The following is a 25,918-nucleotide window of genomic DNA, read 5'->3' on the forward strand; positions in this document are numbered from 1 at the left end:
GGGTGTCCGTCCTCGGTCCGGCGGCTCGGTCGTTTCGACAGTGCTCGGTTCCGGACGCCGGCCGCTGCGGGCGGACACCCCCCACCCCGTCCCCTTCCCGCCGTCTGCGACTGCAGGCGCGTCCACCGTCCCCACCCGGGGGGCGGGGGCCGTGTGCATCCAAAGGTGCGTCCACCGTCCCCACTCAGGGGCGCGGGGAACTGCGCGACCAGCCCCCACTCGGTGCGCCTTCGAAGGTGCGTTCGCTGTCCCCACTCAGGGGCGCGGGGAACTGCGCGATCAGCCCCCACCGGGCCGCACCCGCTCTACGGCAGAGCGTCCCACCCCCTCTGAGGGTTCACCGTCCCCACTCAGGGGCGCGGGGAACTGCGCGACCAGCCCCCACTGACCCGCACCCATCACTCGCGTGGACGTCAGAACAGCGCCCCCGCTCGCACCCCCGGCCAGGATGCGGTCATGGGTATACGCATGCTCCACCGCCGGACGGCCCCCGCACGGACGCAGGCACAGGTGCACGCCGACAAGGTCCCGTCCTTCACGCGGCCTCCGGTCCCGGCCCATGCGGCCGCCGCAAGTACCGCCCGCATCCCCGTCGACCTGGCGATTCTCCTGCGCCGGGCGCGGGCCGGCGTCCCGGGCCGCCTTGCCCGCCGTGGCGGGGACGCCGTGGTCTCCGGCCGCCGGCGGTGGGCCGAGATGGCGCTCGGTCATCTGGCCCTGGCCCTCACCCTGCTGCCCCGGTCCCGGCCGCTGCCCACGATGACGGTGTTCGTCGCGCCGGCCGGCACCGTCAGCGGGCGATCGGAAGACCGGCCTCCCGCGGATCACCGGACACCGGAGCCGGACGCCACAGCCTGACCCCCACGGCGTACAACAGCACCCCGAGCACGAGCCCGGCCCCGGCGCCGAAGCAGAGCGTCGGGATCAGTTCCCACGGTTTCGCGGCGGAGCCCCGTTCCGCCCACCACCGCGAGGTCCGCTGCACCGCGCCCACCGTCACGCACCCGCCGATCACGGCCGTGGCCCACCACCGGTCCCGCACCGACAGTTCGGGGACCCCCGCGGGCCGGGTGTTCGAGGGTGCCCGCCGTAGCGCGATTCCGCAGAACACCGTGATCACGATCGCCGCCCCCGCCGAACTGCCGTACTGGAGATACCAGTACAGAGGGGACCCGTGCACCTCCCGGCCCAGGACGGGCAGCAGCCGCATCCCCCACCGGTCGTAGTGGGTGAACGCGTCCCACACGACATGGGTGAGCGCCCCCAATGCGGCGGAGACGTACCAGCGCACGACCAGTCGCGTACGGATGCGGGCGCGTGGTGTTCCGCAGCGCAGCAGGGTCGCCGTTCTGGCCCGCCGTCCCCGTGGCAGCAGGGCCACCAGCGGCTCGCGCAGCAGCAGCCACAGGCCCACCAGCGCCCAGGCGGTCAGGACGTCGACCGTGAAGACGCCCGGGAAGGAGTGGGTGACGGTGCCGAACTCCATCGCCCCGGAAACGGCACTTGCCGCGAAATAGGTCATGTCGGGCGAGAAGGAGCCGGCCACGAGTACGGCCGGAACCAGTCGTCCCCGGCCGGTCCCGTCGGACCGCACCGCGGGCAGTACCGCCGCCGCATGGCTCAGGGTGAACGGCAACGGGGCTCCTTGCGGCGGGTGTTGGCCGGGCGGCGGCCCGGGCGATCGGTCCCGTCCAGTATGGGCGACGCGGTCCCGCGCAGATCGAACATGGCCAACCGGTGAATAACGGGCACGAACCGGTGTCCGAGGAAAGGAAGTTGTCGTAGGGTCGCACGGGTCACCGCGCTGGGGAGCTCGGTCGAACGTGCGCATCAGGAATTGCCGTGCGTCACGGGGGCAACCTCCAGGACGGCTCGACTGTCACAACTGGACGAGAGCGACAGACGGAGACGGGCGTTCGGGCGTCCTTGGGAGGGGTTCACCTTATGGCGGCGCAATTCGGCAGGAGGCTCCGCAAGGGAGCGGTGACCACCGCCGTGGCCGCGGCCGCGGTCGCGGCACTGGCCGCTTCCCAGGCCCCGGGAGCGACGGTCGACGACAACGGCAGATCGACCGCCGCCGACGCGCAGCCCTCCCCCGACGGGACCGCCGGTGACGGCACCGCGACCGGCAACTCGCCGTACTACACGGACCTGCCGCCGCTGAACACCCCGAACCCCGCGCCGACCGACGGCACCTCCGCCACGACCACTCCGACCGAGGCCGAGGCCGGTATACCCGCGACCGTCCTCGCCGCCTACAAGCAGGCTGCGGCCGAGCTCCAGGAGTCCAAGCCCGGCTGCAACCTGCCCTGGCAGCTCCTCGCGGCCATCGGCCAGGTCGAGTCGGGCCAGGCCCGCGGCGGCCGGGTCGACGCGGAGGGCACCACGACCTCCAGGATTCTCGGCCCGCAGCTCGACGGCAACGGCTTCGAGCTCATCAAGGACACCGACAACGGTGCCTACGACGGCGACACCGCGTACGACTCGGCCGTCGGCCCGATGCAGTTCATCCCGTCCACCTGGGCGTGGGCCGGCCGCGACGGCAACGGCGACGGGGTGAAGGACCCGAACAACGTCTACGACGCCTCCCTCGCCGCCGGCCACTACCTGTGCCGCAACGGCTGGGATCTGTCGGACAGTGGTGACCTGGACACGGCGATCCTCAGTTACAACCCCTCGCGGGCTTACCTGAACACGGTCCTGTCGTGGCTGGAGTACTACCGCAAGGGCACCTACGAGGTCCCCGACGGCACCGGCAGCGTCCCGGACAGCCGCAGCGACGGCAGCGGCGGCAACGGCTCGTCCTACTCGACGCCGTCGACCACGACGCCGGGTACGTCCACGCCGAACACGCCCGGCACCGGCTCGCCGAGTCCGAGCCCGACTCCGCCCTCGACCACCCCGCCCTCCTCGGGGACCCCGACCTCGCCGGCTCCGACGACTCCCGTCACCCCGACCCAGTCGGTGGACCACCTGGAGGACTCGGGCACGGCGAAGCTCACCGCCACGGCGGGCGACGCGTTCACGCAGAAGATCAGCACCAAGGCCGAGAACGCCGCGGGCATGGGCGTTCCCAAGGTCCGGATCCGCTTCACGATCGTCGGCGACACCGACGCCACCTTCACCGGCGGCGAGAAGGTCGCCACCGGTCTCACGGGCGCCTCCGGTGTGGCCACCGCGCCCGCGCTCCAGGCGGGCGAGACCACCGGCGCCTTCACGGTCCGTGCGACGCTCATCGGCCGTACGGTCACCGGCCCCACCTACACGGCCACCGTGACCCAGCGCGTCGCCGACACCCTCGTCCGGACCGCCACGACCGATCTGACCTGCACCCCGGGCGGCGAGTTCGCCGACGCGGTCCGGGTGAAGGCCACCTACAAGGACGCCGTGGCCGACAAGGTCGCCGCCACCGCCACCCTGATCACGTCGGCCGACGACGCCACCGAGAACGACAAGGGCCCCTACTTCAAGGACGCCGACGGCAAGACCGTCCGCACCCTGACGGGCCTCACGACGGACGCCGACGGCCTGCTGAAGCTGCCGCAGCTCTACGCCGACGACACCACCGGCACCTTCGTGCTCCGCATCACCACCCCGGGCGGCGCGACGCTCGACGTGACGCTGACCGTGGCGGCCGCCACCGCCACGGACACCACCGCGAGCCCGTCGCCCAGCCCGAGCGCGAGTTCGTAGACACCGGACCCACCTCGCAGGGCGTCCTTTCCGCCACGGCGGACAGGGCGCCCTTCGTCTGTGCGCGACGTGTTCTCATCTTGCCCGCCCGTTGCTACGGTGCCGGACCTGACGATGTATCAGTTCCCGTTGGCAGGGAGGCAGCCATGCGCGCCCTGATCGCCGCCGCGACCGGTCTCGCCCTCGCGTTCGCCCTGATCCTCGCCATCACCGCGATGGGGCAGCCGACGGGGAAGACGTCTCCGAAGCCACTGCTGACGACGGTGCCCGCACACCCGTAACCGCCCGCCCGGGAGGCCGAGATGCGCCGCAAGACCAGCCTGGTCCTGCTCGCCCTCGCCGTGTTCTTCGCGGCGCTGTCCCCACTGACGCGCTGGTACGCCTTCCCGCGCCTGGCCAAGATCCCCGCGAACCAGTACCAGGACATGGTCCTGGAGGCGAAGAACGCGACCCTCATCGACTACAACGACGGAATGAAGGCGAAGAAGGTTTCCAAGGTCACCATCGTGCAGACCCTCAAGGGCAACGTGGAGGCCTCCGAGAAGATCGAGAAGACGGCGGGCAAGGACGTCGTCGTCTGGGACGGCCTGTCCTATGTCGTCGGCCCCGACGGCAGGATGGTCTCCAAGATCCCCGAGCGCTACATCTTCGACGCCCACACCCAGGAACCCGTCCACGCCACCGGCGAGATGGTCGATGGCACCCCGGTCAAGCGCGAGGGAATCGAGTTCAAGTTCCCCTTCCTGACGGAGAAGCGGGACTACGAGTACTTCGACGCCCAGGCCCGCACCTCGGCCCCCATCCACTACAAGGGCACCCAGAACTTCCGTGGCGTCGAGGTCTACTACTTCGAGCAGACGATCCCCTGGACCAAGGTGCCCTTCCCGAAGACCATGCCGGTCCAGGGGATCACCCCCGCCGCCATCGCGAAGACGGGCACGACCCGCTGGTACACCACGGTCCGCAAGTTCTGGGTCGAACCCCTCACCGGCGCCCCCGTCAACGGCGAGGAAATCCACAAGGAGGAGCTGCGCGGCGGCACCCTGCTCGGCGGCCGCGACAAGGTGACGGTCTTCGCCGGTGACGTGAAGATGCGCGAGGACTACATCGAGCACACGGTCGACCTGGTCAAGTCGAACCGCACCCTGATCCTCCTGATGACCGCCTACCTGCCCTGGGGCTCTCTGACCCTGGGCGTCCTGCTGCTGGCCCTGTCGCTGTGGCTGGAGGCCCGCAGCCGTCGCCCGGCCCCCGTGAAGGCGGAGACACCGGAACCGGTCAGCGCCTGAGCCGCGCGTTGGTGTGCCGAGTCGGCTCGGCGCCCGCCGGATCCTCGGGCCACGGATGCTTCGGATACCGGCCGCGCAACTCCGCCCGCACCCCCTTGTAGCCGTCCTTCCAGAAGGACGCGAGGTCGGCGGTGACGGCTGCGGGGCGCCCGGCGGGGGAGAGGAGATGCACGAGCAGCGGAACGCCCGCGACCCGGGGCGACTCCTGGAGCCCGAACATCTCCTGCAGCTTCACGGCGAGGACCGGCTGCCCGGGGTCGCCGTAGTCGATCCGGATTCTGGACCCACTCGGTACGGCGACCCGCTCCGGTGCCAGTTCGTCGAGCCGCGTGGCCTCGCCCGAGGCCCAGGGAAGGAGACGCGCCAGCGCCCCTCCCGCGTCGATGCGCCCCAGGTCGGCGCGTCGCCGGGCGCGGCTCAGCTCCGGCTCCAGCCATTCGTCCACACGCGCGTGGAGCGCGTCCTCGGAGACTTCGGGCCACGGGTCGCCGAGGTGGTGGTGCAGGAACGCGAGACGCTGCCGCAGCACGTCGGCGTCGGGCGTCCACCGCAGCAGCCGCAGTCCGTCCTGACGGAGTCCGTCCAGAAGGGCCTCGCGTACGAGGGCGGGGTCGGCGTTCTTGAGAGACCGTGCCGCGAGTTCGATCGCGCCGAGCCGTTCCACCCGCCGTGCCACGACGTCCCCGTCGGCCCAGTGCACCTCCTTGAGCTCGGAGTGCAGCGACGCCGCCGCCGACCTGGCCGTGTCCTCGTCGATCACGGCGGCGAGCTGCACACGCGCGTGCCCCTTCCCGACCGGGCGGTCGGCCACGGCCACGGCGATCCAGGGAGCTCCCCGCAGAGGGGAGCCGTCGGAGAGCTCGGCGCGGGTACCGGAAGCCATGAGATAGGAGCCGCCGTCGGCCCTGGCGACGCGCTCGGGGAAGGCGAGCGCGGCCACGAGCCCGTCACTCCCGGCAGCCGCCCCCGTGAACTCCGGCGCGGCGGACCGCAGTCGCCGCACCTCCGTCCGCCAGCGCCCCGCATAGGAGTCGCTGCCCCGTCGAGCGGTCCGCAGGGCGGCCGTCAGGTCGTCGCCGTACTCCCGGGGCGGTTCCTCCGACAGCAGCGCGATCACCTCGGCCCCCGCACCGGAGGTGTCCAGCAACGCCCGCCCCAGCCGGGGATGCAGCCCCAGCCGGGCCAGCCGCGCACCCCGCGCGGTGGCCCGGCCGTCCGCGTCCACCGCTCCGACGGCCCTCAGAACCTCACGGGCCGCCGCCATCGCCCCGCCCGGCGGCGGATCCAGCAGCGCGAGGCCAGATGCGTCCGGGTCGCCCCAGCAGGCCACCTGCAACGCGAACGCCGTCAGGTCGGCCACCTTGATCTCCGGCGACGGGAAACGCGGCAGACGGACGTCCTCGGCCTCCGCCCAGCACCGGTAGACCGCACCCGGCGCCTCCCGCCCGGCACGCCCGGCCCGCTGCCGACCGGCCGCCTGCGAGGCCCTTACGGTCGCCAGCGCGCTCAGCCCGCGCGCGTGGTCGACGCGCGGCTCGCGCGCCAGCCCCGAGTCGACGACCACCCGTACCCCGGGCACCGTCAGGGACGACTCGGCCACGGAGGTCGTCAGCACCACCCGCCGCCGCTCCCCGCCCGCCAGCACCGCGTCCTGGACGGCCGCGGGTGCCCGGCCGTGGACCTGGAGCACCTCCACGTCGCCGAGGGCGCCCAACTGCCCGGCCACACGCGCGATCTCGCCCACGCCCGGCAGGAAGCACAGCACGTCCCCGTCCCGTTCGGCCAGCGCCCGCCGTACGACCGACGCCACATGCGTGAGCAGCACGGGGTCGACGCGCAGGCCGTGCGGCGGCCGTACGGGACGGGACGGCGGCGCCCACACGACCTCCACCGGATGGGAGACGCCCTGCGCCTCGACGACGGGTGCGTCGCCCAGCAGCCGTGCCCACCCCTGGGCATCGGTCGTCGCGGACGCGGCCACCAGGCGCAGCTCCGGGCGCAGGGTCTGCCGTACGTCCCAGAGGAAGGCCGCCGTGGTGTCCGCGTCCAGATGCCGCTCGTGGCACTCGTCGAGCACCACCGCCTCGACACCGGCCAGCTCCTGATCGCGCTGGAGCCGCTGGAGCAGCACGCCCGTCGTGACGACCTCCACGCGCGTGTGCCGTCCGACCACCCGCTCGCCGCGCACCGTGTAGCCGACGCTCCCGCCTACCTTCTCGCCCAGCAGCCACGCCATCCGCCGGGCGGCGGCGCGGGCGGCGATACGGCGGGGTTCGGCCACGACGACTTTCCGCGCGGGTGCTTCGGAGTCCAGCAGGCCGGCGAGGGCCAGCGGTACGAGGGTCGTCTTGCCGGTCCCGGGTGGGGCGACCAGGACGGCCGTACCGTGGCGTTCCAGGGCGTCGCCCAGCGCGGGCAGGGCACCGCGTACGGGAAGGGAGTCCAGGGCGTCGTAACGGATCACGCCCCTAGTGTCGTACGACAGCCGGAACGCCTCAGTCGCGCTCGCACACGAAGATGGCGGACCCGGGGATCAGGTTCCCGCGCAACGGGGACCAGCCGCCCCACTCCGAGGTGTTCCAGGCCGGCCACTCCGGCTCGACCAGGTCGACCAGGCGGAAGCCGCCGGCGACCACGTCGCGCACCCGGTCGCCGATCGTGCGGTGGTGCTCGACGTACACCGCGTGGCCGCTGTCGTCCTGCTCGACGTAGGGCGTGCGGTCGAAGTAGGAGGCGGAGACGGACAGACCCTCGGGGCCGGGCTCGTCCGGGAAGGCCCAGCGGATCGGGTGCGTGACCGAGAAGACGAAGCGGCCGCCCGGGCGCAGGACGCGGCGCACCTCCGTCAGGACCAGCACCGGGTCGGCGACGAACGGCATCGCGCCGTACGCCGAGCACGCCAGGTCGAAGGAGTTGTCCGCGAAGGGCAGGGCGCCCGCGTCGGCGCACACCAGGGGGAAGGACGTGCCGATGCGCAGGGCGTGCTGGAGCTGGCGGTGGGAGATGTCGAGGGCGACCGGGCGGGCGCCCTGCACGGCCAGCCAGCGCGCGCACTGGGCCGCCCCGGCGCCGATCTCCAGGACGTCCTTGCCCTTGAGGTCCTCGGAGGGGCCCAGCAACTCGGCCTCCACCTCGTCGAGGCCCTCGGGGCCCCACACGAAACGGTCGTCACCGAGGAACGTGCCGTGCTCGATCTGGTACTCGTCGGCGTTGCGGTCCCACCAGCCGCGGTTGGCCCGGGAGCTCTCGGTGACGTCCGCGTCGCGCCGGGTGGCCTCCGACTCGTCGTCCGGCCCGGTCGCCTGCTGGTGTGCTGCGGGCTCTTGGATGATCGGCTCCCTCGTACTAATGTGCGGGATCTTCCGTCGGACCCGTCGCGACGGCGTCACGAATGGGGCGTCATCGGGCCCGCGTGGCCTCGTGAGACATGTTTTGTGCCGGGTATGCGGCGATCCGCCCCGGGTGTGCGCCTTCGCGCATTGACCCTGTCCGGCTGCCCCCGTATGCTACAAGTTGCGCTGCGGGCCTGCGCACCTCAGACGTAGCAGGTTGCGCCGCATCTGTCGTATGTCCCCTCGGTTTTCGAGGCGTCACCGGATTTTTTCCAAAGTGGCGCTTCCTTGGCTGTCCGGCTTCTTCAGAGCGACACGGGCTCCCGGCGTAGCAGTACCTACGACTCACTGTCCGTACCGGAGCCCTTTCCCACATGACGAGCAGCACCGAGACCACCTCTACCACTCCGCAGGTAGCGGTCAACGACATCGGTAACGAGGAAGCCTTCCTCGCCGCGATCGACGAGACGATCAAGTACTTCAACGACGGCGACATCGTCGACGGCGTCATCGTGAAGGTCGACCGGGACGAGGTCCTGCTCGACATCGGTTACAAGACCGAAGGTGTCATCCCGAGCCGCGAGCTCTCGATCAAGCACGACGTCGACCCCAACGAGGTCGTCGCCGTCGGTGACGAGATCGAAGCCCTTGTTCTCCAGAAGGAGGACAAGGAAGGCCGCCTGATCCTCTCGAAGAAGCGCGCCCAGTACGAGCGCGCCTGGGGCACCATCGAGAAGATCAAGGAAGAGGACGGCATCGTCACCGGTACCGTCATCGAGGTCGTCAAGGGTGGTCTCATCCTCGACATCGGCCTCCGTGGCTTCCTGCCGGCTTCCCTCGTCGAGATGCGCCGTGTCCGCGACCTCCAGCCCTACGTGGGCAAGGAGCTCGAGGCCAAGATCATCGAGCTGGACAAGAACCGCAACAACGTGGTCCTGTCCCGCCGCGCCTGGCTGGAGCAGACCCAGTCGGAGGTTCGCCAGACCTTCCTCACGACCCTGCAGAAGGGCCAGGTCCGTTCCGGCGTCGTCTCCTCGATCGTCAACTTCGGTGCCTTCGTGGACCTGGGTGGCGTCGACGGTCTCGTGCACGTCTCCGAGCTCTCCTGGAAGCACATCGACCACCCCTCCGAGGTTGTCGAGGTCGGCCAGGAAGTCACCGTCGAGGTCCTCGACGTCGACATGGACCGCGAGCGTGTCTCCCTGTCGCTGAAGGCGACGCAGGAAGACCCGTGGCAGCAGTTCGCCCGGACCCACCAGATCGGCCAGGTCGTGCCCGGCAAGGTCACGAAGCTGGTTCCGTTCGGTGCGTTCGTCCGCGTGGACGAGGGCATCGAGGGTCTGGTCCACATCTCCGAGCTGGCCGAGCGCCACGTGGAGATCCCGGAGCAGGTCGTCCAGGTCAACGACGAGATCTTCGTCAAGGTCATCGACATCGACCTCGAGCGCCGTCGCATCAGCCTCTCGCTGAAGCAGGCCAACGAGGCCTTCGGTGGGGACCCGGCTTCGGTCGAGTTCGACCCGACCCTGTACGGCATGGCCGCGTCCTACGACGACCAGGGCAACTACATCTACCCCGAGGGCTTCGACCCCGAGACCAACGACTGGCTCGAGGGCTTCGAATCCCAGCGCGAGGTGTGGGAGACCCAGTACGCCGAGGCGCAGACCCGCTTCGAGCAGCACCAGCAGCAGGTCATCAAGTCCCGCGAGGCCGACGCCGCTGCTGCGGCCGAGGGCGGCGACGCTGCGGGTGCGGCTCCGGCCGCGGGCGGTGGCGGCGGTGGCAGCTCGTACTCCTCCGAGGGTGCGGACACCTCCGGTGCGCTGGCGTCGGACGAGGCGCTTGCCGCGCTTCGCGAGAAGCTGGCCGGCGGCCAGAGCTGAACGCTTCCCGCTGAGGTCTAGCAGGTGACTGAAGGGCCGTACCTTTCGAGGTGCGGTCCTTCAGCGTTGCCCGGGTTCGTTGTTCGCTGCGGGCCGGTGCGGGCTTGTCGCGCAGTTCCCCGCGCCCCTCGAACGAAAAGGGCGTAAGAGATGGCCTGATCAGGGTCGTGGGTGGGAATGCCGCTGTTCCAGGGCGTGTTGAAGCGTATGAACACGAGGAGGAGCGGTCACTGTGCTTGATCCGCAGGGTTTGTACGCATGGGAGCCCAAGGGGCTCGCCGTGGTTGACATGGCGCTCGCCCAGGAGTCGGCCGGACTGGTCATGCTCTACCACTTCGACGGATACATCGACGCAGGTGAGACCGGCGACCAGGTCGTCGACCGGCTGCTCGACACGCTGCCCCATCAGGTGGTGGCCCGCTTCGACCACGACCGGCTCGTGGACTACCGCGCCCGCCGGCCGCTGCTCACCTTCAAGCGCGACCGCTGGACGGACTACGAAGAGCCCACGCTCGACGTGCGGCTCGTCCAGGACGCCACCGGAGCGCCCTTCCTGCTGCTGTCCGGCCCGGAGCCGGACGTGGAGTGGGAGCGCTTCGCCGCGGCCGTCCAGCAGATCGTGGAGCGGCTCGGCGTGCGGCTGTCGGTGAACTTCCACGGCATCCCCATGGGCGTGCCGCACACCCGGCCCGTAGGCCTCACCCCGCACGGCAACCGCCACGACCTCGTCCCCGGCCACCGCAGCCCCTTCGACGAGGCGCAGGTGCCCGGCAGCGCCGAGGCTCTGGTCGAGTACCGGCTCATGGAAGCAGGCCACGACGTCCTGGGCGTCGCGGCGCACGTGCCGCACTACATCGCGCGCTCGCCGTACCCGGACGCCGCACTGACCGTCCTGGAGGCCATCACGGCCGCCACCGGCATGGTTCTGCCCGGCATCGCCCACGCCCTGCGCACCGACGCCCACCGCACCCAGACCGAGATCGACCGCCAGATCCAGGAGGGCGACGAGGACCTCGTGGCCCTCGTCCAGGGTCTCGAGCACCAGTACGACGCGGCGGCCGGCTCGGAGACACGGGGGAACATGCTGGCCGAGCCGGTCGACATTCCCTCGGCGGACGAGATCGGGAAAGAGTTCGAGCGCTTCCTCGCGGAACGAGAAGGCGACAACTGACGCGCGGCGACCGTCTAGGCTGCCGGTCATGTTGAAGGTGGGCCTGACCGGCGGTATCGGCGTCGGCAAGAGTGAGGTGTCCAGGCTCCTCGTGGAGCACGGCGCCGTCCTGATCGACGCGGACCGTATCGCGCGCGAGGTCGTCGCCCCGGGCACACCCGGTCTCGCCGCGGTCGTGGAGGCCTTCGGTGAGGACGTGCTCACCGAGGACGGCGGCCTGGACCGGCCCAGGCTCGGCTCGATCGTGTTCGCCGACCCGGAGCGGCTCGCCGTACTGAACTCGATCGTGCATCCACTGGTGGGCGCCCGATCCCGCGAGCTGGAGTCCGCCGCCCCCGAGGACGCGGTCGTCGTGCACGACGTGCCCCTCCTCGCGGAGAACGCCCTCGCAGCGCTCTACGACCTCGTGGTCGTCGTCGACGCGAGCCCCGGAACCCAGCTCGACCGGCTCGTCCGCCTGCGCGGCATGACGGAGCAGGACGCGCGCGCGCGTATGGCCGCCCAGGCGACGCGCGAGAAGCGCCTGGAGATCGCGGATGTCGTGATCGACAACGACGTACCCCTGGAAGAGCTGCGGGAACGCGTGCGCGAGGTGTGGGCCGATCTCGTACGGCGGACGCGTGCGGCCCAGGGGGCGGACGAGGCCATTTCCGCCGACCCGCCCCAGGCGTCCCAGGAATAGCGTCCCCCTGTGCGGGCGTTGAACCCTTCCAGTGAGGGAAGGACTCTGCCGTGCCCGAGACCAGCGGTTCGACCGGACGTACTCCGGAGACGCATATCATCGACTTCCGTGCCGCCGAGCAGCTGCTCGCCGCGCGGGACCCGCGGGGTGCGGTGAAGCTGCTCGACCAGGTCATCGCCGCCCACCCGGAGAACACCGCGGCCCGGCTGCTGCGCGCGCGTGCCTTCTTCGCGGCCGCGCAACTGCGTCCCGCCGAGCTGGAGTTCACCATCGTCCTGGAGCGCGAGCCGGACAACGCCTTCGCCCACTTCGCGCTCGCCCGCACCTATGAGCGACAGGGGCGGCCGGACCAGGCCAGGCGACACTTCCGGCTGGCGGCCGCGCTGGACCCGAAACCGGAGTTCCTGAAGGCCGCGCGGTTCGACTCCTGACGGCTGCCCTCAGGTGCTGCGGCTACCTGTGAGGGTTCTCCGGTGGCCGGTACGGCGGGATGTCGGGGCCGGGCTGATAGTGCGGGCCCTGGCGGATGTGCCGGAGGATCACCACCAGGTCGGCGGTGATCACCAGCCACAGCACCCCGCAGGCGAGGGCCCACCCGGGCCGCCCCGCCAGCGCGAACGCGGCCGTGCCGAGCAGCGTCCAGACCAGCCCCCACACACTCAGCCAGAACCGCGCCCGCAGCGCACTGCGTGCTGTCGTCGGCTCACTGCCCGTACGCATCGCAATCACCACTCCTGACTGCAACGTACTCTTCGGAACGGACGTTGACCAAAGGGTCGAACAGGAGGTCACCGCGTGCTTCCCGACGCCGACGAACTGGCCGAGGTACTGGTGGAACTCGCCGTGCCGCACGAGGACGTCAACGAACTGGTGCGGATGGGCCGACGGGTCATGGACGACCCTGAGCTGCGGAGGTTTCTGGAACACTCCGTCGACGAACTCGTCCGGGACCTGGGCAAGGCCGACGACCCGATCGTCCTGCCCGACCTCGACTGGCCGGCCGGCGCCCTCCAACGCTGCTTCCCCGTCTACGTGTTCGTCGCGGCGCTGCCCCACACCCGCGCGTACCACCGCTCGCTCGGCATCCCGGACGACGTCTCCCGGCGCACCCTCGCCGACCTCGGGCGGAACATGGCCGTGCACCGCAGGCGGTACGGCAGGGCCGGCGTGCAGTCACCGCGCTGGCTGACCCGGCACTTCCGCGGCGAGCTGTACCAGCTGGGACGGCTCCAGTTCGAACGGACGCGGTGCGGGCCCTGGAACCGGCGGGCCCTGACGGCCGCCGGAGCGGACATCGCCCCGGGCACGCCCTGTCTGAGCCTGCACATCCCCGACTTCCTCGGCCCGCTGTCCCCGGAGTCCTGCGACCGCTCACTCGCCCTGGCCGACGAGTTCTTCACCCGGCACTACCCGGAGGAGCCGTACCGGGCCGCGCTGTGCCATTCCTGGCTGCTCGACCCTCAGCTGAAGGAGTATCTGCCCGCGGACTCCAACATCGTCCGGTTCCAGGAGCGTTTCCGGCTGGCCCCCGAGTACGGGGAGCCGGAGGACACCGAGCCGGTGCAGTTCGTGTTCGGTGACGCGGAGCTGCCGGTGGACAGCCTGCCCCGGCGCACGGTGCTGGAACGGGCCGTCGGCGACCACCTGCGGGCCGGCCGGCACTGGTACATCGGGCGCGGCTGGTTTCCCCTGTAGCTCGGACGGGTGAACTCGTCCGCCTCGGGAACGGCCGTACGGATGCGGGCCGTTGGGCGGTCATGAAGCTGGGGATGTGGGAGCCCGAGGGAAATCGGTGGTGGTACGGCGATGAGTTCCGCAGCGGGTGCGGGTCTACCTCTGTGAAAGCACCAACGACCGCTTCCCCAGGAGACCCCGATGTCCGAGACCACCGTCCCCGTCACCCGCACCGCTTCCGTCGCCGACGCTCCCGTCATCGCCGAGTCCTCGACCTCCCGCGGCCGCCGGGCCCGGATCGCCCTGCGCACCCTTCAGGTCGTACTCGCCCTCTTCTACGTCGTCGCCAGCGCGCTTCCCAAGCTGATCGCACACCCCTCGGCCGTCGAGGGCTTCGACAAGATGGGCTGGGGCAGCGCGGGGATGTACGTCATCGGAGTTCTCGAACTGGCCGGTGGGATCGCCCTGTTGATCCCCGTCCTGCAGTCCGTGGCAGCCGTGGCGCTGAGCGGGCTGATGGTCGGCGCGTTCGTCGTCCAGCTCAGCTACTTCGACGGGGAGAACGCGGCGACCCCGCTCATCCTGATCGTCCCGCTCGCCCTGATCGCCTGGGCCCGGCGCCGGCACAACGCGGATCTGCTGCGGCTGGTGCGACGACGGGCGTGACGGCGAGCCGTCCGTCGGCCACCGCGGTGAGGCCGCTCCCCTCCGGAAGGGCGGGAACCGGCCTCACCTCGGTGGCCGACGGTTTCCTGTTCGGGACGTGGCTCAGCTGGAGCGCCTGGCTCTGCGCGGGTTTCCGGCCCTGCTCGGGCTACCGGCCCTCCTCGAGTTGCCGCCCCTGTCCGAGGAGTTCCCGCTCCTGTCCGAGCGGCGGGTGTCGGACGGGCCGTCGGGGGCGTTCGCGCCCTCGGGGTCGTCCGGGGCGCCGGACCCGCTCGGGCCGCCCGGTCCGGTGAACCGGTTGCGGCGGTCGCCTTCCGCGAGGCCGCGCAGGCGTTCCAGCTCGCGGCGGTCCCGCTTGGTCGGGCGGCCCGCCCCGCGGTCCCGGACACCGGCGGGAGCGAAGGCCTCGCGGGGCGGCGGCGGGGGAGAGTTGTCGACGTAGCACTCGGCGGCCACAGGAGCGCCGACCCGCTTACGGATCAGGCGCTTGACGACGACGATCCGTTCCCGGCCCTCCTCGCGGACGCGTACTTCGTCGCCGACGCGCAGGGAGTGGGCGGGCTTCACCCTCTCACCGTTCACCCGCACATGCCCGCCCCGGCAGGCGGTGGCCCCGGCCGAACGGGTCTTGACCAGCCGCACGGACCAGATCCAGCTGTCGGTGCGCACGGCCCCGCCGTTCTGCGGCCCGGCGGCCTCCGCGGCGGCGACGGCTGCGGCGATCTTCGGGTCCGGTGTCTCGGGGGCCGCGGTCTCAGCGGTCACGGCTTCAGCGGCCACGGCTTCGGGGGCCGGGGCGGCGGCCTTCATCTCGGGACCTTCGGCGGTCGAGCCCGTCCGGTCCGTCCCACCCGTCTCGCTGTCGTCCGTACGCTCCACACCCATGCCTGCGACCTTAGTACCCGAGGCCTCACACCCCGGCCGGGTTTTCGGGCAGGCGCTCGCCGTCGCCCGGTCGGTCAGGGTCGTACCGTGGAGCCGTGGATGCCCTGACCGCTCTTGACCACCGGATCGCGGACTGTCGTGCCTGCCCGCGTCTGGTCGACTGGCGTGAGGAGGTGGCACGTACCAAGCGGGCCGCCTTCGAGGACTGGACGTACTGGGGGCGCCCGGTGCCCGGATTCGGGCCGTCGGATGCGCGGCTGTTGATCGTCGGGCTCGCGCCGGCCGCCCACGGCGGGAACCGTACGGGGCGGATGTTCACCGGTGACCGTTCCGGGGACGTGCTGTACCAGGCGCTGTACGACCTCGGGCTCGCCTCGCAGCCGACCGCCGTGACCGCGGACGACGGCCTGGAACTGCACTGCGTGCGGATCACCTCGCCCGTGCACTGCGCGCCGCCCGCCAACAAGCCGACTCCCGGGGAGCGCGACACCTGCCGACCCTGGCTGGTCGAGGAACTGAACCTGCTGCGGCCGACGTTGCGGGCCGTGGTCGTGCTCGGCGCCTTCGGCTGGCAGGCCGCGCTGCCCGCGTTCACGGCGGCGGGGTGGAGCGTGCCCCGGCCGCGGCCCGTCTTCGGGCACGGGGTGCGTGTCCCGCTCGACGGCCTCGAACTCTTCGGCTGCTTCCACGTCAGTCAGCGCAACACCTTCACCGGCAAGCTCACCCCCGCGATGCTGCGGGAGGTGCTGCGCACGGCGGCGCGGGCAGCGGGGCTGAACGGGCACGGCGGTACTGCCTGAAAAGGGCGCGACGAGGCTGTCGTACGACGGTTAGGGTCGCCGGATGCCTCTTTACCCGGAGATCGAACCGTACGACCACGGCATGCTCGACGTCGGCGACGGCAACCTCGTGTACTGGGAGACCTGCGGCAATCCGGACGGCAAGCCGGCGGTCGTGCTGCACGGTGGGCCGGGGTCCGGCTGTACGCCGTGGGTGCGCCGGCTGTTCGACCCCGCCGCCTACCGGATCGTCCTCCTGGACCAGCGTGGTGCCGGGCGGTCGACACCGCACGCGAGCGTGTACGACACCGACATGAGCGTCAACACGACCCCGCATCTCATCGCGGACCTGGAACTGCTGCGGCGGCATCTGGGGATCGAGCGGTGGCTGGTGTGGGGCGTGTCGTTCGGGTCGGTGCTGGGGCTGCGGTACGCGCAGACGCATCCGGAGGCCGTGACGGAGCTGGTACTGACAGGAGTCGCGACCGCCGCGAATCCCGAAGTCGCCCTGCTGACCAGGGGACTTGGGAAGATCTTCCCGGAGGCGTTCGAGCGGTTCATCGGGGAGCTGCCGGTCGAGGAACGGTCCGGGAACGTTCCCGCCGCCTACAACCGGTTGCTCGAATCGCCCGACCCCGAGGTGCGCGAGCGGGCGGCGCGGGCGTGGACCGACTGGGAGACCGCGATCGACTCCGCGCCACCGCGGTCGGTACCGCGTTACGAGGACCCGGTGTTCCGGCAGGGGTTCGCCCGTACCGTGACCCATTACTGGGGCAACGACCACTTCCTGGGCGAGGGCAACGACGAGGGGGTCGTCCTGCGTGACGCGCCCCTGCTCAAGGGAATCCCCGGCACCCTCGTCCAGGGAAGCCTCGATCTCAGCAACCTCCTCGGTACCGTCTGGCGGCTCCATCACGCCTGGCCGGGCAGTGAGTTGACGGTGATCGAAGACGTCGGACACGGTGTCGGCGATCGGGGTGTAGCCGCGATGGTGGCGGCGACGGACAAGTACGCCCGCCGTTCCATGAGTTAGATCAGCTCGACGGTGTCCCCGAACAACTGCCGTACCGTCGACTCGTAGTTGGTCCGCACATGCGCGAGGGCGTGGGCGCGGGCCCGCTCCGGGTCGCCGGAGGCGATGGCCTCGTACAAGTCGCGGTGTTCGACGAGGAGTTGGGGCCATTCCTCGTTCCGCCGGGTCATCCAGCGCAGTCGCCCGGCGACCGGTTCCAGGGCCTCGACCAGCAGACTGTTGCGGGCCATGGCCACGATGCTGTCGTGCAGGCGGCTGTTGACGTCCGTGATGGTCTCCGCGTCGCCCGCCGCGGTCGCGGTCGCCGCGAGGTCGAGGAGCCGCTCGACCTCGGTGAGATCCTGCGGGGTCGCACGGGCCGCGGCGAGGCCCGCCGCGTACACCTCCAACGCCTCGCGCAACTCGAAGAGTTCCTTGACGTCGTTCGGGGTCAGCCGCCGTACGACCGTCCGGCGCGGGGTCTCGAAGTGGACGAAACCCTCGGCGACCAGGGCGCGGATCGCCTCGCGGACCGGTACCCGGGAAACTCCGAAGCGGTCGGCGAGCTCCCGCTCCACCAGTCGGTCGCCCGGAAGCAGTCCGCCCGCGATGATCTCCTGCCGCAGTGTGGTCAGGACGCGTTCGCGGACGGCGCCGAGGGGCTCGGTGTTCGTCGTGGAGCTCATGGAGCTATCTTCTCCGACGCCGGTGCGTCGACTGACGCCGGAGCTGTTTTACGGAGCCTTAACGAACGCGACATCGGTCGGAACTCTTGACGGCGGGACCATGTCGGCAGTTTGGTATACCAAAACCGGATGCCAGGCGGCCGCACTCCTCCTGTCCCTCCCGTCCCTGGAGGCCCTGTGTCCCTCGCCGACCGTGCCGCAGTCACCGGCACGCCAGCGTTCGTCCCCGATCCCCGGCTCACCAACGAAGACCTGGCCCCCGCCGACAAGCGGAACTGGAAGGTCTTCGACCTCTTCGCCATGTGGATGTCCGACGTCCACAACCTCGGCAACTACACCTTCGCGGCCGGCCTGCTGGTCCTCGGCATGAACGTGTGGCAGGTCTTCACGTCCCTGCTCGTCGGCTTCGTGATCATCTACGTCGGCATGAACTGGATGGGGAAGATCGGCCAGCGCCACGGCGTGCCGTTCCCCGTGGTCAGCCGCATCAGCTTCGGGGTGTGGGGTGCCAACATCCCGGCGCTGATCCGGGCCGTGATCGCCATCATGTGGTACGGCATCCAGACCTACCTCGCCTCCGTCGCGGTCAACGTGATGCTGCTGGCCGCCTGGCCCGGTCTGGAGTCCTGGACGCACAGTTCCTTCCTCGGCCTCGACGCCCTCGGCTGGGTCTCCTTCCTCTCGCTGTGGCTGATCCAGGCGCTGATCATCAGCCAGGGCATGGAGTCGGTCCGCAAGTTCCAGGACTTCTGCGGTCCCGCGATCTGGCTGGTCATGATCGCGCTGGCGGTCTGGGTGCTGGCCAAGGCCGGCTGGAGCATCTCGCTCACCTCCACCCCGCACCCGGTCTCCGTGGGCGAGCAGTGGCGGCAGTGGTTCGGCGCGATCGGCCTGATCCTCGCCACCTACGGCACGCTGATGCTCAACTTCTGCGACTTCTCCCGCTTCGCGCCGGACTACAAGACCGTCCGCCGCGGCAACTTCTGGGGCCTGCCCATCAACTCCACGGCCTTCGTGGTCGTCTCCGTCATCGTCACCGCGGGCTCCCTCGAGGTGTGGGGCCAGGCCATCACCGACCCGGCCGAACTCGTCGCCAAGGTCGGCAACACCTGGGTGATGGTGCTTGGCGCGCTCACCTTCGCGGTCGCCACCATGGGCGTCAACATCGTCGCCAACTTCGTCTCACCGGCGTACGACCTCGCCAACGTCTGGCCGCAGAAGATCACCTTCAAGGTCGGCGGCATGATCAGCACGGTCGCCGCGCTGGTCGTGACCCCGTGGAACCTCTTCTCCAACCCCACGGTCGTCAACTACTTCCTCGGCGGCCTCGGTGCCTTCCTCGGCCCGCTGTTCGGCGTGATCATGCTCGACTACTACTGGCTCAAGAAGGGCCGCGTCGACGTGAACGAGCTGTTCGACGCCGCGCCCGGCTCCCGCTACTACTACCGCAAGGGCGTCAACCCCAGGGCCCTGTGGGCGTTCCTGCCCGCGGCGGGCGTCGCGGGCGTCCTCGCCCTGGTGAAGACGTTCAGCGACGTCGCCCCGTACTCCTGGTTCATCGGTACGGCGCTCGCGGGCGGCCTGTACATGCTGCTGAACCGGAGCGAGAGAGCGGCCGCTTCCGAGGTCCCCGAGGCCGTGGAGGTCTGAGAGACGTGCGGATCGTCGTCACCAACTGCAACACCACGCAGGAGATGACCGAGGAGATCGTGCGAGGTGCCCGGGCCGCCGCAGGCCCGGGCACCACCGTGCTCGGACTCACCCCGGCGTGGGGACCCGAGTCCGCGGAGGGCTGGCTCGACAGCCACCTCTCCGCGGCGGCGGTCATCGACCTGCTGCGCACCTACGAGGGTCCTTCCTACGACGCCGTCGTCATGGCCGGCTTCGGCGAGCACGGGCGGGAGGGCGTCCGGGAGCTGGTGGACGTACCGGTCGTCGACATCACCGAGGCCGCCGCCCATCTGGCCTGTCTGCTCGGCCGGCGCTACGGCGTCGTCACCACACTGGAGCGCTCCTGCGGGCAGATCGAGGACAGCCTGGAGCTGGCGGGGGTGGGGCGCAACTGCGCGGCCGTCGTCGGGACGGGACTGGGCGTTCTCGACCTGGGCGACACCGACCGCACGGAGGCGGCGTTCCTGGCGGCCGCCGAGCGGGTGCGGGACGCGGGCGCCGAGGTGCTGGTACTGGGGTGCGCCGGGATGACCGGACTGCAGCGGACGCTGGGGGAGAAGCTGGGGGTCCCGGTGGTCGACGGCGTGGGGGCGGCGGTGAAGCTGGCGGAGTCGCTGGTGGGGCTGGGGCTGAGCACCAGCCGGGCGGGGAGCTACGCGAAGCCGGTGCCGAAGAAGCGGATCTGGGGACCGCGGTCGGGCTGACCGAGGGGGCCGCCGTGGGGTTCGCGGCCAGGCCGGCTGCGGAGACCGCCGCTGATCATGATCGGACCGACTGTGGGTGACCGCTGTGGGAATCGCGGTCGGGCCGGCCGAGGGAGACAGACCCCCGTTGGGGCTGGTCGCGCTCAGGGGCGCCAGACATACCGCACATCCGGCTCCCGCTCCTCGTTGCCGGTGCCGTCGGTGCGTTCGGCCTCGACGAAGCCGTGACGCTCGTAGAAGCGGTGGGCCGGCTCGTTGACCTGGAAGGTCCACAGGGTCAGCCCCCGCGGGCTGCGTTCCTTGGCGAGCGCGACGAACTCGTCGCCGATGCCGCGCCCCCGCCAGTCGGGGTCGAGATACAGCTGGGACAGCAGATCCCCGGCGAGGACCATGAGCCCCACGACCTGTTCCTCCGCCACGGCAACCCACGTCTCCCGCGACGGCACCACGACGTCCCGGATGTAGGCCCGCACCTCGTCGTCGGACCGGGGCCGGACGACCGTGGGCAGCGCGGCGGCGAAGGAGCGCAGATAGACGTCGGCCGTGGCGGAGGCGTCGGGGGCGGTGGCCCGGCGGATGACGACCGCGCTCACCGGACTGCCTTCTCCGGCACCACGGCCGTCGCCGTGATCTCCACCAACTGGCCGGTGTACCCGAGGCAGGCGACCCCGATCAGCGTCGACGAATGCGGCCCGCCGCTCAGCCCGGACGCCTCCACGACCTCCCACACTCTGGACAGCACCGCGGGCTCGCTGCTCACGACGTACACATCGGTCGACAGCACATGCCCCAAGTCGCTGCCGACGGCGTGCAGTTGCTCCCGAAGGTTCGCGATCACCTGCTCGGCCTGCCGCGCGGGGTCGCCCTCACCGACGAGATTCCCCTTCGCGTCCAGCGGAACGGACCCGGCGAGAAACGCCAGCTTCGTGCCCGCCTCGACGACGGAGGCGTGGGCGTAGGTCGGCGGCGGGAAGAGCGCCGGGGCGGTGACGCGCTGGATCACGGGGGCTCCTGGGGCGAACGGCGGACAACCTTTCGATCATCGGGCGTGACGGACGGGACCGCACCTCAATTTCCGCTGCGTGCGCGTGTGCGTGTCATAGGGACGGAGGGCGGTCGTAAGGACTCTCCACTCGCCACCCCCGGTCCCGTGCGGCCCGCTCGAACACGCCGATCCTGTAGGCGAGTCCCTCCGGCTCGCCGATGTCGCACCAGTGATGTGCGCCGGCCCATTCCGACTCTCCTCGCACCAACGGCCTTCCGCGCACGGCCAGATGCAGTGCCAGAGTCGAGCGCGCGTACAGCCGTACGGCATCCAGGCGGTCCGGTGTCCCGCGGTACTCCTCGCTCTCTCGCAGCCGAAGGAGACCGCCGGAGCTCCCCGCGGTGAGAACCGGAACCGGCCGTCCCTCCTCGCCGGCCACCAGCAACGTCAGCTCTCCCTCTCCGTTCTCCTCGATCTCGTACCGGGGCAGTTGTGACAGCCGGGCGAATCCCAGCGCGTGCTTCCATGACGTGACCCACAGCCCGCGCCGGAGGCAGTAGCGGACGGTCCGCTGCCAGGTCCAGTACGTGTCCAGCCGGCACCCCTGCAGACCTTCCGCGCGGCAGGCGTCGTGGACCAGGTCGAGCACGGTCGAGGCGAGTCCCTGCCTCCGGGCGACCGGATGGACGTAGAGCGAGGTGATGCGCACCGCGCCCACGCCGACGGGCCAGGTGTCGACGGCGACTGTCCCGAGTGGCTCGCCGCCGCGGCCCTGCGGGGAACGGACCCAGTACCTGACACGCACGTCGTCGGCGTGCCCCTGCTCACGTGCCCCCGCCCCCAGCCGGAGCCGCAACCGTTTCTCGCCGGTCACGGTGAGCGAGTCCGGGTCGAGGCACTCGCCGAAGGCGCCCTCGGCGAGTGAGGCGAGCTCCCAGCGGCCGAACCGACGGCCTTCGCGGAAGGTCACGGGAGACAACTCGGGTGCGGTCGCGAGGCGTTCGTGCACACGGGCGACTTGATCGTCTCTCATGCGCCCGGAGCGTAGGGAGACAAACTGCCGGCCGGCGCCCTTCGCGCCTCCTCCGCCCGGCCGTGTCATCCCGGCGACGGACCGCACTCCTGCGCACACGACCGGCGTTCGCACTCCTGTGCAAGCTCCGGATACGACTGGGCGATGGCCGTGTAGACCCGGCGCCGCAGCAGGCGCTCCGCGGCCGCGCGTCCGGTGCGGCCGGACAACTCGTCGAGGATGCCGTCGTAGCGGGCCAGCCGATGGCAGAGGTAATCGACCTTCCAGCCGTCGAGCGACCCGGGCCCGGGCCCCTGCCCCCTGTCCTGATGATCGCGATACCCGACGGCCAGCGCCGCCAGTCTCTCCGGGGCGAGCACCGGCACCTCGATCGGTTCCGCCGCGATCCGGGCGAGCACCTCCCGCCGCCTCCGCAACGCCGCGTCCTTCACCGCGGCGGACCGCCGGGCCGCCACCGCCGAGACGGCCCTGAACTCCTCGCTCCGCTCCGCGGCCTCCACGCGCTCGACACTGTAGAGACGGGTCTGCGGAGCCGTACGGAAATACGGGTTGGTGCGCCGCAGATCAGGCTCCCCGAGCAGGCGGCGGATCATGCCGGCGGTCCAGCCGCGGATCCGCAGCCCGGCCGCGGACAGATGCGTACGGGACGGCCCGGCCGCGTCGAGCCCCTCCAGGTCCCCGTGGTCGTTCTCATGTGTCGTCATCGGTGGTTCCCCCGTCGTCGTAACGCTGAGTGACGACTTCATTGATAACGCGTGGCACTGACAACGGCCTCCGGCAGGTAATCGTGTGGAGGTCCACCGGACGGCTCCGTACGCTGCGGGCATGCCGGCCTCTTCCGACCCCGCCTTCCTCGACACAGTCGCCGACCGCCTGGCGGCCCTTCCCACCGTCCGGGCCGTGGCCCTCGGCGGCTCCCGCGCCCAGGGCACCGAACGGCCGGACAGTGACTGGGACTTCGCCGTGTACTACCGGGGCGACTTCGCCCCGTCCGACCTCCGTGCCGTCGGCTGGGAGGGCGAGGTGTCGGAGGTCGGCGGATGGGGTGGCGGTGTCTTCAACGGGGGTGCGTGGCTGACGATCGACGGGCGGCAGGTCGACGTCCACTACCGGGACCTCGACGTGGTGGAACGGGAGCTGGCGGACGCGGAGGAGGGCCGGTTCCGGGTGGAGCCGTTGATGTTCCATCTCGCGGGTATCCCCACCTACTTGATCGTGGCCGAGCTCGCGATCAACCAGGTCCTGAGGGGTGACCTGCCGCGCCCGGCGGCCTATCCGGAGAAGCTCCGCACCTCCGCCGCCGCCCGCTGGCACGACACCGCCCACCTCACCCTCGCCTACGCCAAGGCCAACCACGCCCCCGCCGGGCGCCTCACCGAGACCGCCGGTGCGCTGGCCACGGCCGCCGTACAGATGGGGCACTCGGTGCTGGCGGCGCGGGGGGAGTGGGTGACGAACGAGAAGCGGTTGTTGGAACGGGCCGGACTTCGCGTCATCGACGAGGTCCTCGGGTCCGCGCGGCCGGAACCGGAGCTGCTGCTCCGGGCGATCGCCGATGCCGAAGCACTCTTCTCCACTGCCCGGTCCGCGGCCCCGGGGGCGATGTGAGACGCGCGGAGCCATTCCGTTCATAAAGAACGTGGCCCCTGCAGACATCGTCACACGCGGGTAACACAAGCGTCCCGGACCCTCCAGGAACACGGCCTACCGTGGAGACCACAGCCCACCACCGCCCGGCCACCGTCGCCCGAAGGCACACCCCGCCTCCCTCGACGACAGGAGCCCTGTGTCACTCGCCGTACCGCCCTGGCTCGCTCACGCCCTGCGCGCTCAGCGGGGGCCGATTCCCTGGAACGCGGTGGTGCGGGGGGCGTTGTCGGCCGGGCCGCTGCTCCTCGCCGCGGTGGTCGCCGGTCGGACCTCCCTCGGTGTCGTCGCCGCCATCGCCGCCATGCTCGCCGGGATCAACGACCGGCCCGGCAGCCGACGGGTCTCCGTCCGGCGGATCGGGGTGCCGGCGCTCGCGGGGGCGGTCGGGATGTTCGTGGGGACCTTCGCGGGGGAGCACACGGGGGCGGTCGTGCTGACCGTGCTGCTCACCCTCTTCGGGCTGGTCGCGGGAGGTGTGAGCGCCATCGGCCCGGTCGCCTCCGGGGCCGGTACGCAGTTGCTCGTCGCCTCCGCCATCGGGGCCGGGATGCCGTTGCCGGAGGAAGGGTGGCTGCGGGCCGTCGGCTATCTGGGAGGGGCCTGCTGGTTGATCGCGCTGCGGCTCGTACTGCCCACTCCCGGTGCCCTCACCGGCGACTTCCGGTTCGACGGGGAGCGGGAGGCGGTCGCCGACGTGTACGACGCCGTCGCCGAGCTCCTGGACGCCGTGGGGAGTGCGAACGCCACCTCGCGGCGCGTCGCGCTGACCGCCGCTCTCGATCACGCGCAGGACGCGCTCACCGGGCCCCGGCTGCGGCGGTACGCCAGCTCGGCCACCGAGCGGCGCCTGCACGCGCAGTACGCCGCCGCGCTGCCGCTCGCCGAGGCCGCCACCGCGCTCGCCTGGGCGCAGGACGCGGTGCCCGGGCGAGCCTCCGCGGGACCCCGACGGCTCGCCGTCGCCGTACGGGAGAACACACACACTGGTCCGTTGCCCGCGCCCACCCGGTCGGCACCCGCGCTGCGGGCGCTCGACGACGCGTTGCTGCGGGCCGCCGACGCCTTCGACCAGGGCCGGGGCGGGCATCTGCACCCGCGCCGGCTCACCGCCCAGGGCGTGCTGCGGTCCGTCTTCGGGGCCGGCGGGCGGGAGTACGGGCTGCGGGTCGCCCTCTGCTTCGGGGCCAGCGTCGCCGTGGCACAGGCGCTGCACCACTCGCACTGGTACGGGGAGCACCAGCACTGGTACTGGCTGCCCGCCACCGCCGTCTTCCTCGTCAAGCCCGACCTGGGACCGCTCGCCTCCCGGGTGCTGTGCCGGGCCGCCGGGACCGTCCTCGGGGCGCTGGTCTTCGCCGGGTTCGCGCTCGTGCTGCCGCGGCCCGAAGGGCTCATCGCGCTCGTCGCCGTCAGCGGCGCGCTCATCCCCGTGGCCACCCGGCACTTCGCCGCGCAGACCGCCGTCGTCACGGTCCTCGTCCTGGCGCTCGTGATGGTCGGCGGCGAGCCGCAGGCCTCCGTCGGCCGGATCGCCGAGACCCTGCTCGCCTGCGCGATCGTCCTGATCGTGGGTCATCTGCCGATGCCGGGGCAGCGCGGCGGGGGAGTGCGGTCCCGGCTCGCCGCGGCGGGCGGAGCGGCGCAGGCGTACCTCGAGCACGTCCTGCGGGAGAGCCGGCGGCCCCCTCTGCGGGAGACGGCACGGCCTGTTCCCCGGCAGACCGAGCGGCCCCTTCCGCGGCGCACCCGGCGGCCCGTTCCGCGAGCCGCCGAGTCCGTCGTACGGGACACGACACCGGCCGAGGACACCCGCGCCCTGCGCTGGACCCTCCGTCGCGAGGCCTACCGGCGGCTCGCCGAGGCCCGTGCCGCCATCGCCCTCGCCGCCGCCGAACTCCCCGCGCTCGCCCGGCACTCGGAGGGCGCCGACGAGATCGTCGCCGTGCTCGAGCGGATCGTCGACACGACCACCGCCTGCGCCGTCCACCTCGACGACTCCGGGCGGCTCGCCCCCGAACAGGTCCGACGGCTCACCGAACTCCTCGACGAACTGGACCGGCTCGACGGAGGGCGGGGGCGGGTGGAGGTCCGGCTGCCCGAAGTCCCCCTCGCCGGTTAGGCGT

26 protein-coding genes are annotated in these 25,918 nt (G+C 71.4%); 16 read left to right on the forward strand and 10 right to left on the reverse strand.

Annotated features, from left to right (window positions below; all coding sequences use genetic code 11):
* Nucleotides 1-456: 456 nt before the first annotated feature.
* The gene (locus tag ACFYRX_RS34980) at nucleotides 457-858 is read left to right on the forward strand and encodes a hypothetical protein (RefSeq protein WP_389108741.1); all 402 of its coding nucleotides are present in this window, start codon (nucleotides 457-459) and stop codon (nucleotides 856-858) included.
* On the opposite strand, the gene ACFYRX_RS34985 is transcribed toward ACFYRX_RS34980, so the two are convergent.
* Nucleotides 791-1,636, reverse strand: coding sequence for a DUF4184 family protein (locus tag ACFYRX_RS34985; RefSeq protein WP_389108744.1), 846 nt, complete (start codon nucleotides 1,634-1,636; stop codon nucleotides 791-793). The two genes, ACFYRX_RS34980 and ACFYRX_RS34985, sit on opposite strands and share 68 nt — an antisense overlap.
* 308 nt (nucleotides 1,637-1,944) lie before the next feature.
* Between ACFYRX_RS34985 and ACFYRX_RS34990 the strand changes: the two genes are divergently transcribed.
* The 3 genes from ACFYRX_RS34990 to ACFYRX_RS35000 all read left to right on the forward strand — a co-directional run bounded on the left by ACFYRX_RS34990 (nucleotide 1,945) and on the right by ACFYRX_RS35000 (nucleotide 4,982).
* A complete protein-coding gene (locus ACFYRX_RS34990; RefSeq protein WP_389108747.1) occupies nucleotides 1,945-3,693 on the forward strand; it encodes a lytic transglycosylase domain-containing protein in 1,749 nt (582 codons plus the stop codon).
* Nucleotides 3,694-3,839: 146 nt separating this feature from the next.
* On the forward strand, nucleotides 3,840-3,974 hold the full coding sequence (locus ACFYRX_RS34995) for an SPW_0924 family protein (RefSeq protein ID WP_389108751.1): 135 nt from the start codon (nucleotides 3,840-3,842) through the stop codon (nucleotides 3,972-3,974).
* 21 nt (nucleotides 3,975-3,995) lie between these two features.
* Nucleotides 3,996-4,982 carry a DUF3068 domain-containing protein gene (locus ACFYRX_RS35000; protein ID WP_389108753.1) on the forward strand — a complete coding sequence of 329 codons (987 nt, stop codon included), beginning with the start codon at nucleotides 3,996-3,998 and terminating at the stop codon, nucleotides 4,980-4,982.
* On the opposite strand, the gene hrpB is transcribed toward ACFYRX_RS35000, so the two are convergent.
* Together hrpB and ACFYRX_RS35010 are read right to left on the reverse strand one after the other, a co-directional pair.
* Nucleotides 4,972-7,446, reverse strand: coding sequence for an ATP-dependent helicase HrpB (gene hrpB, locus ACFYRX_RS35005; protein WP_389108756.1), 2,475 nt, complete (start codon nucleotides 7,444-7,446; stop codon nucleotides 4,972-4,974). The genes ACFYRX_RS35000 and hrpB overlap by 11 nt on opposite strands.
* 31 nt (nucleotides 7,447-7,477) lie before the next feature.
* A complete protein-coding gene (locus tag ACFYRX_RS35010) occupies nucleotides 7,478-8,371 on the reverse strand; it encodes a class I SAM-dependent methyltransferase (RefSeq protein WP_389108758.1) in 894 nt (297 codons plus the stop codon).
* A 317-nt stretch (nucleotides 8,372-8,688) separates the two neighbouring features.
* Here ACFYRX_RS35010 and rpsA point away from each other — a divergent pair, with 317 nt between their 5' ends.
* The 4 genes from rpsA (at nucleotide 8,689) to ACFYRX_RS35030 (ending at nucleotide 12,481) form a co-directional block, all read left to right on the forward strand.
* Nucleotides 8,689-10,197, forward strand: a complete 1,509-nt coding sequence (gene rpsA, locus ACFYRX_RS35015; RefSeq protein ID WP_389108760.1) for a 30S ribosomal protein S1 — start codon at nucleotides 8,689-8,691, stop codon at nucleotides 10,195-10,197.
* A 232-nt stretch (nucleotides 10,198-10,429) separates the two neighbouring features.
* On the forward strand, nucleotides 10,430-11,368 hold the full coding sequence (locus ACFYRX_RS35020; RefSeq protein WP_389108763.1) for a PAC2 family protein: 939 nt from the start codon (nucleotides 10,430-10,432) through the stop codon (nucleotides 11,366-11,368).
* A 28-nt stretch (nucleotides 11,369-11,396) separates the two neighbouring features.
* On the forward strand, nucleotides 11,397-12,050 hold the full coding sequence (gene coaE / locus ACFYRX_RS35025; protein WP_389108766.1) for a dephospho-CoA kinase: 654 nt from the start codon (nucleotides 11,397-11,399) through the stop codon (nucleotides 12,048-12,050).
* A 50-nt stretch (nucleotides 12,051-12,100) separates the two neighbouring features.
* The gene (locus tag ACFYRX_RS35030) at nucleotides 12,101-12,481 is read left to right on the forward strand and encodes a tetratricopeptide repeat protein (protein ID WP_389108768.1); all 381 of its coding nucleotides are present in this window, start codon (nucleotides 12,101-12,103) and stop codon (nucleotides 12,479-12,481) included.
* A gap of 22 nt (nucleotides 12,482-12,503) precedes the next feature.
* Here the strand turns inward: ACFYRX_RS35030 and ACFYRX_RS35035 are convergent, their stop codons facing one another.
* The gene (locus tag ACFYRX_RS35035) at nucleotides 12,504-12,770 is read right to left on the reverse strand and encodes a DUF6343 family protein (protein ID WP_389108771.1); all 267 of its coding nucleotides are present in this window, start codon (nucleotides 12,768-12,770) and stop codon (nucleotides 12,504-12,506) included.
* 75 nt (nucleotides 12,771-12,845) lie between these two features.
* On the opposite strand from ACFYRX_RS35035, the gene ACFYRX_RS35040 reads away from it, so the two are divergent.
* Nucleotides 12,846-13,745 carry an acyltransferase domain-containing protein gene (locus ACFYRX_RS35040; RefSeq protein WP_389108774.1) on the forward strand — a complete coding sequence of 300 codons (900 nt, stop codon included), beginning with the start codon at nucleotides 12,846-12,848 and terminating at the stop codon, nucleotides 13,743-13,745.
* Nucleotides 13,746-13,925: 180 nt separating this feature from the next.
* Complete coding sequence (locus ACFYRX_RS35045; RefSeq protein ID WP_389108776.1) at nucleotides 13,926-14,390, forward strand: DoxX family protein; 465 nt, start codon at nucleotides 13,926-13,928, stop codon at nucleotides 14,388-14,390.
* A 102-nt stretch (nucleotides 14,391-14,492) separates the two neighbouring features.
* Here the strand turns inward: ACFYRX_RS35045 and ACFYRX_RS35050 are convergent, their stop codons facing one another.
* Nucleotides 14,493-15,275, reverse strand: coding sequence for an RNA-binding S4 domain-containing protein (locus ACFYRX_RS35050; protein ID WP_389108779.1), 783 nt, complete (start codon nucleotides 15,273-15,275; stop codon nucleotides 14,493-14,495).
* 95 nt (nucleotides 15,276-15,370) lie between these two features.
* Between ACFYRX_RS35050 and ACFYRX_RS35055 the strand changes: the two genes are divergently transcribed.
* Nucleotides 15,371-16,075 (forward strand): uracil-DNA glycosylase, encoded by a 705-nt coding sequence (locus ACFYRX_RS35055; protein WP_389108781.1) that lies wholly within the window; start codon nucleotides 15,371-15,373, stop codon nucleotides 16,073-16,075.
* A 43-nt stretch (nucleotides 16,076-16,118) separates the two neighbouring features.
* Entirely contained in the window at nucleotides 16,119-17,087 is a 969-nt protein-coding gene (pip, locus tag ACFYRX_RS35060) for a prolyl aminopeptidase (RefSeq protein WP_389108784.1), read from the forward strand.
* Here the strand turns inward: pip and ACFYRX_RS35065 are convergent.
* Nucleotides 17,084-17,752, reverse strand: a complete 669-nt coding sequence (locus ACFYRX_RS35065) for a GntR family transcriptional regulator (protein WP_389108787.1) — start codon at nucleotides 17,750-17,752, stop codon at nucleotides 17,084-17,086. The two genes, pip and ACFYRX_RS35065, sit on opposite strands and share 4 nt — an antisense overlap.
* Nucleotides 17,753-17,929: 177 nt before the next feature.
* Here ACFYRX_RS35065 and ACFYRX_RS35070 point away from each other — a divergent pair, with 177 nt between their 5' ends.
* Both ACFYRX_RS35070 and ACFYRX_RS35075 read left to right on the forward strand, forming a co-directional pair.
* Nucleotides 17,930-19,402, forward strand: a complete 1,473-nt coding sequence (locus tag ACFYRX_RS35070) for an NCS1 family nucleobase:cation symporter-1 (RefSeq protein ID WP_389108790.1) — start codon at nucleotides 17,930-17,932, stop codon at nucleotides 19,400-19,402.
* 5 nt (nucleotides 19,403-19,407) lie between these two features.
* Complete coding sequence (locus ACFYRX_RS35075; protein WP_389108793.1) at nucleotides 19,408-20,127, forward strand: aspartate/glutamate racemase family protein; 720 nt, start codon at nucleotides 19,408-19,410, stop codon at nucleotides 20,125-20,127.
* Between the two features lie 143 nt (nucleotides 20,128-20,270).
* Here ACFYRX_RS35075 and ACFYRX_RS35080 read toward each other — a convergent pair whose 3' ends face one another.
* The 4 genes from ACFYRX_RS35080 to ACFYRX_RS35095 form a co-directional block, all read right to left on the reverse strand.
* Nucleotides 20,271-20,720, reverse strand: a complete 450-nt coding sequence (locus tag ACFYRX_RS35080; protein ID WP_389108796.1) for a GNAT family N-acetyltransferase — start codon at nucleotides 20,718-20,720, stop codon at nucleotides 20,271-20,273.
* Complete coding sequence (locus tag ACFYRX_RS35085) at nucleotides 20,717-21,130, reverse strand: RidA family protein (protein WP_389108799.1); 414 nt, start codon at nucleotides 21,128-21,130, stop codon at nucleotides 20,717-20,719. Before ACFYRX_RS35085 ends, ACFYRX_RS35080 begins: the two co-directional genes overlap by 4 nt.
* Nucleotides 21,131-21,224: 94 nt before the next feature.
* Nucleotides 21,225-22,145, reverse strand: a complete 921-nt coding sequence (locus ACFYRX_RS35090; protein ID WP_389108802.1) for a GNAT family N-acetyltransferase — start codon at nucleotides 22,143-22,145, stop codon at nucleotides 21,225-21,227.
* A 65-nt stretch (nucleotides 22,146-22,210) separates the two neighbouring features.
* The gene (locus ACFYRX_RS35095; protein WP_389108806.1) at nucleotides 22,211-22,849 is read right to left on the reverse strand and encodes a hypothetical protein; all 639 of its coding nucleotides are present in this window, start codon (nucleotides 22,847-22,849) and stop codon (nucleotides 22,211-22,213) included.
* A 121-nt stretch (nucleotides 22,850-22,970) separates the two neighbouring features.
* Here ACFYRX_RS35095 and ACFYRX_RS35100 point away from each other — a divergent pair, with 121 nt between their 5' ends.
* Both ACFYRX_RS35100 and ACFYRX_RS35105 read left to right on the forward strand, forming a co-directional pair.
* Complete coding sequence (locus ACFYRX_RS35100) at nucleotides 22,971-23,753, forward strand: nucleotidyltransferase family protein (protein WP_389108809.1); 783 nt, start codon at nucleotides 22,971-22,973, stop codon at nucleotides 23,751-23,753.
* 178 nt (nucleotides 23,754-23,931) lie between these two features.
* On the forward strand, nucleotides 23,932-25,914 hold the full coding sequence (locus ACFYRX_RS35105) for an FUSC family protein (RefSeq protein WP_389108811.1): 1,983 nt from the start codon (nucleotides 23,932-23,934) through the stop codon (nucleotides 25,912-25,914).
* The last annotated feature ends 4 nt before the right edge of the window (nucleotides 25,915-25,918 follow it).

The organism is Streptomyces sp. NPDC005374 (genome assembly GCF_042872225.1).
Classification (GTDB): domain Bacteria; phylum Actinomycetota; class Actinomycetes; order Streptomycetales; family Streptomycetaceae; genus Streptomyces.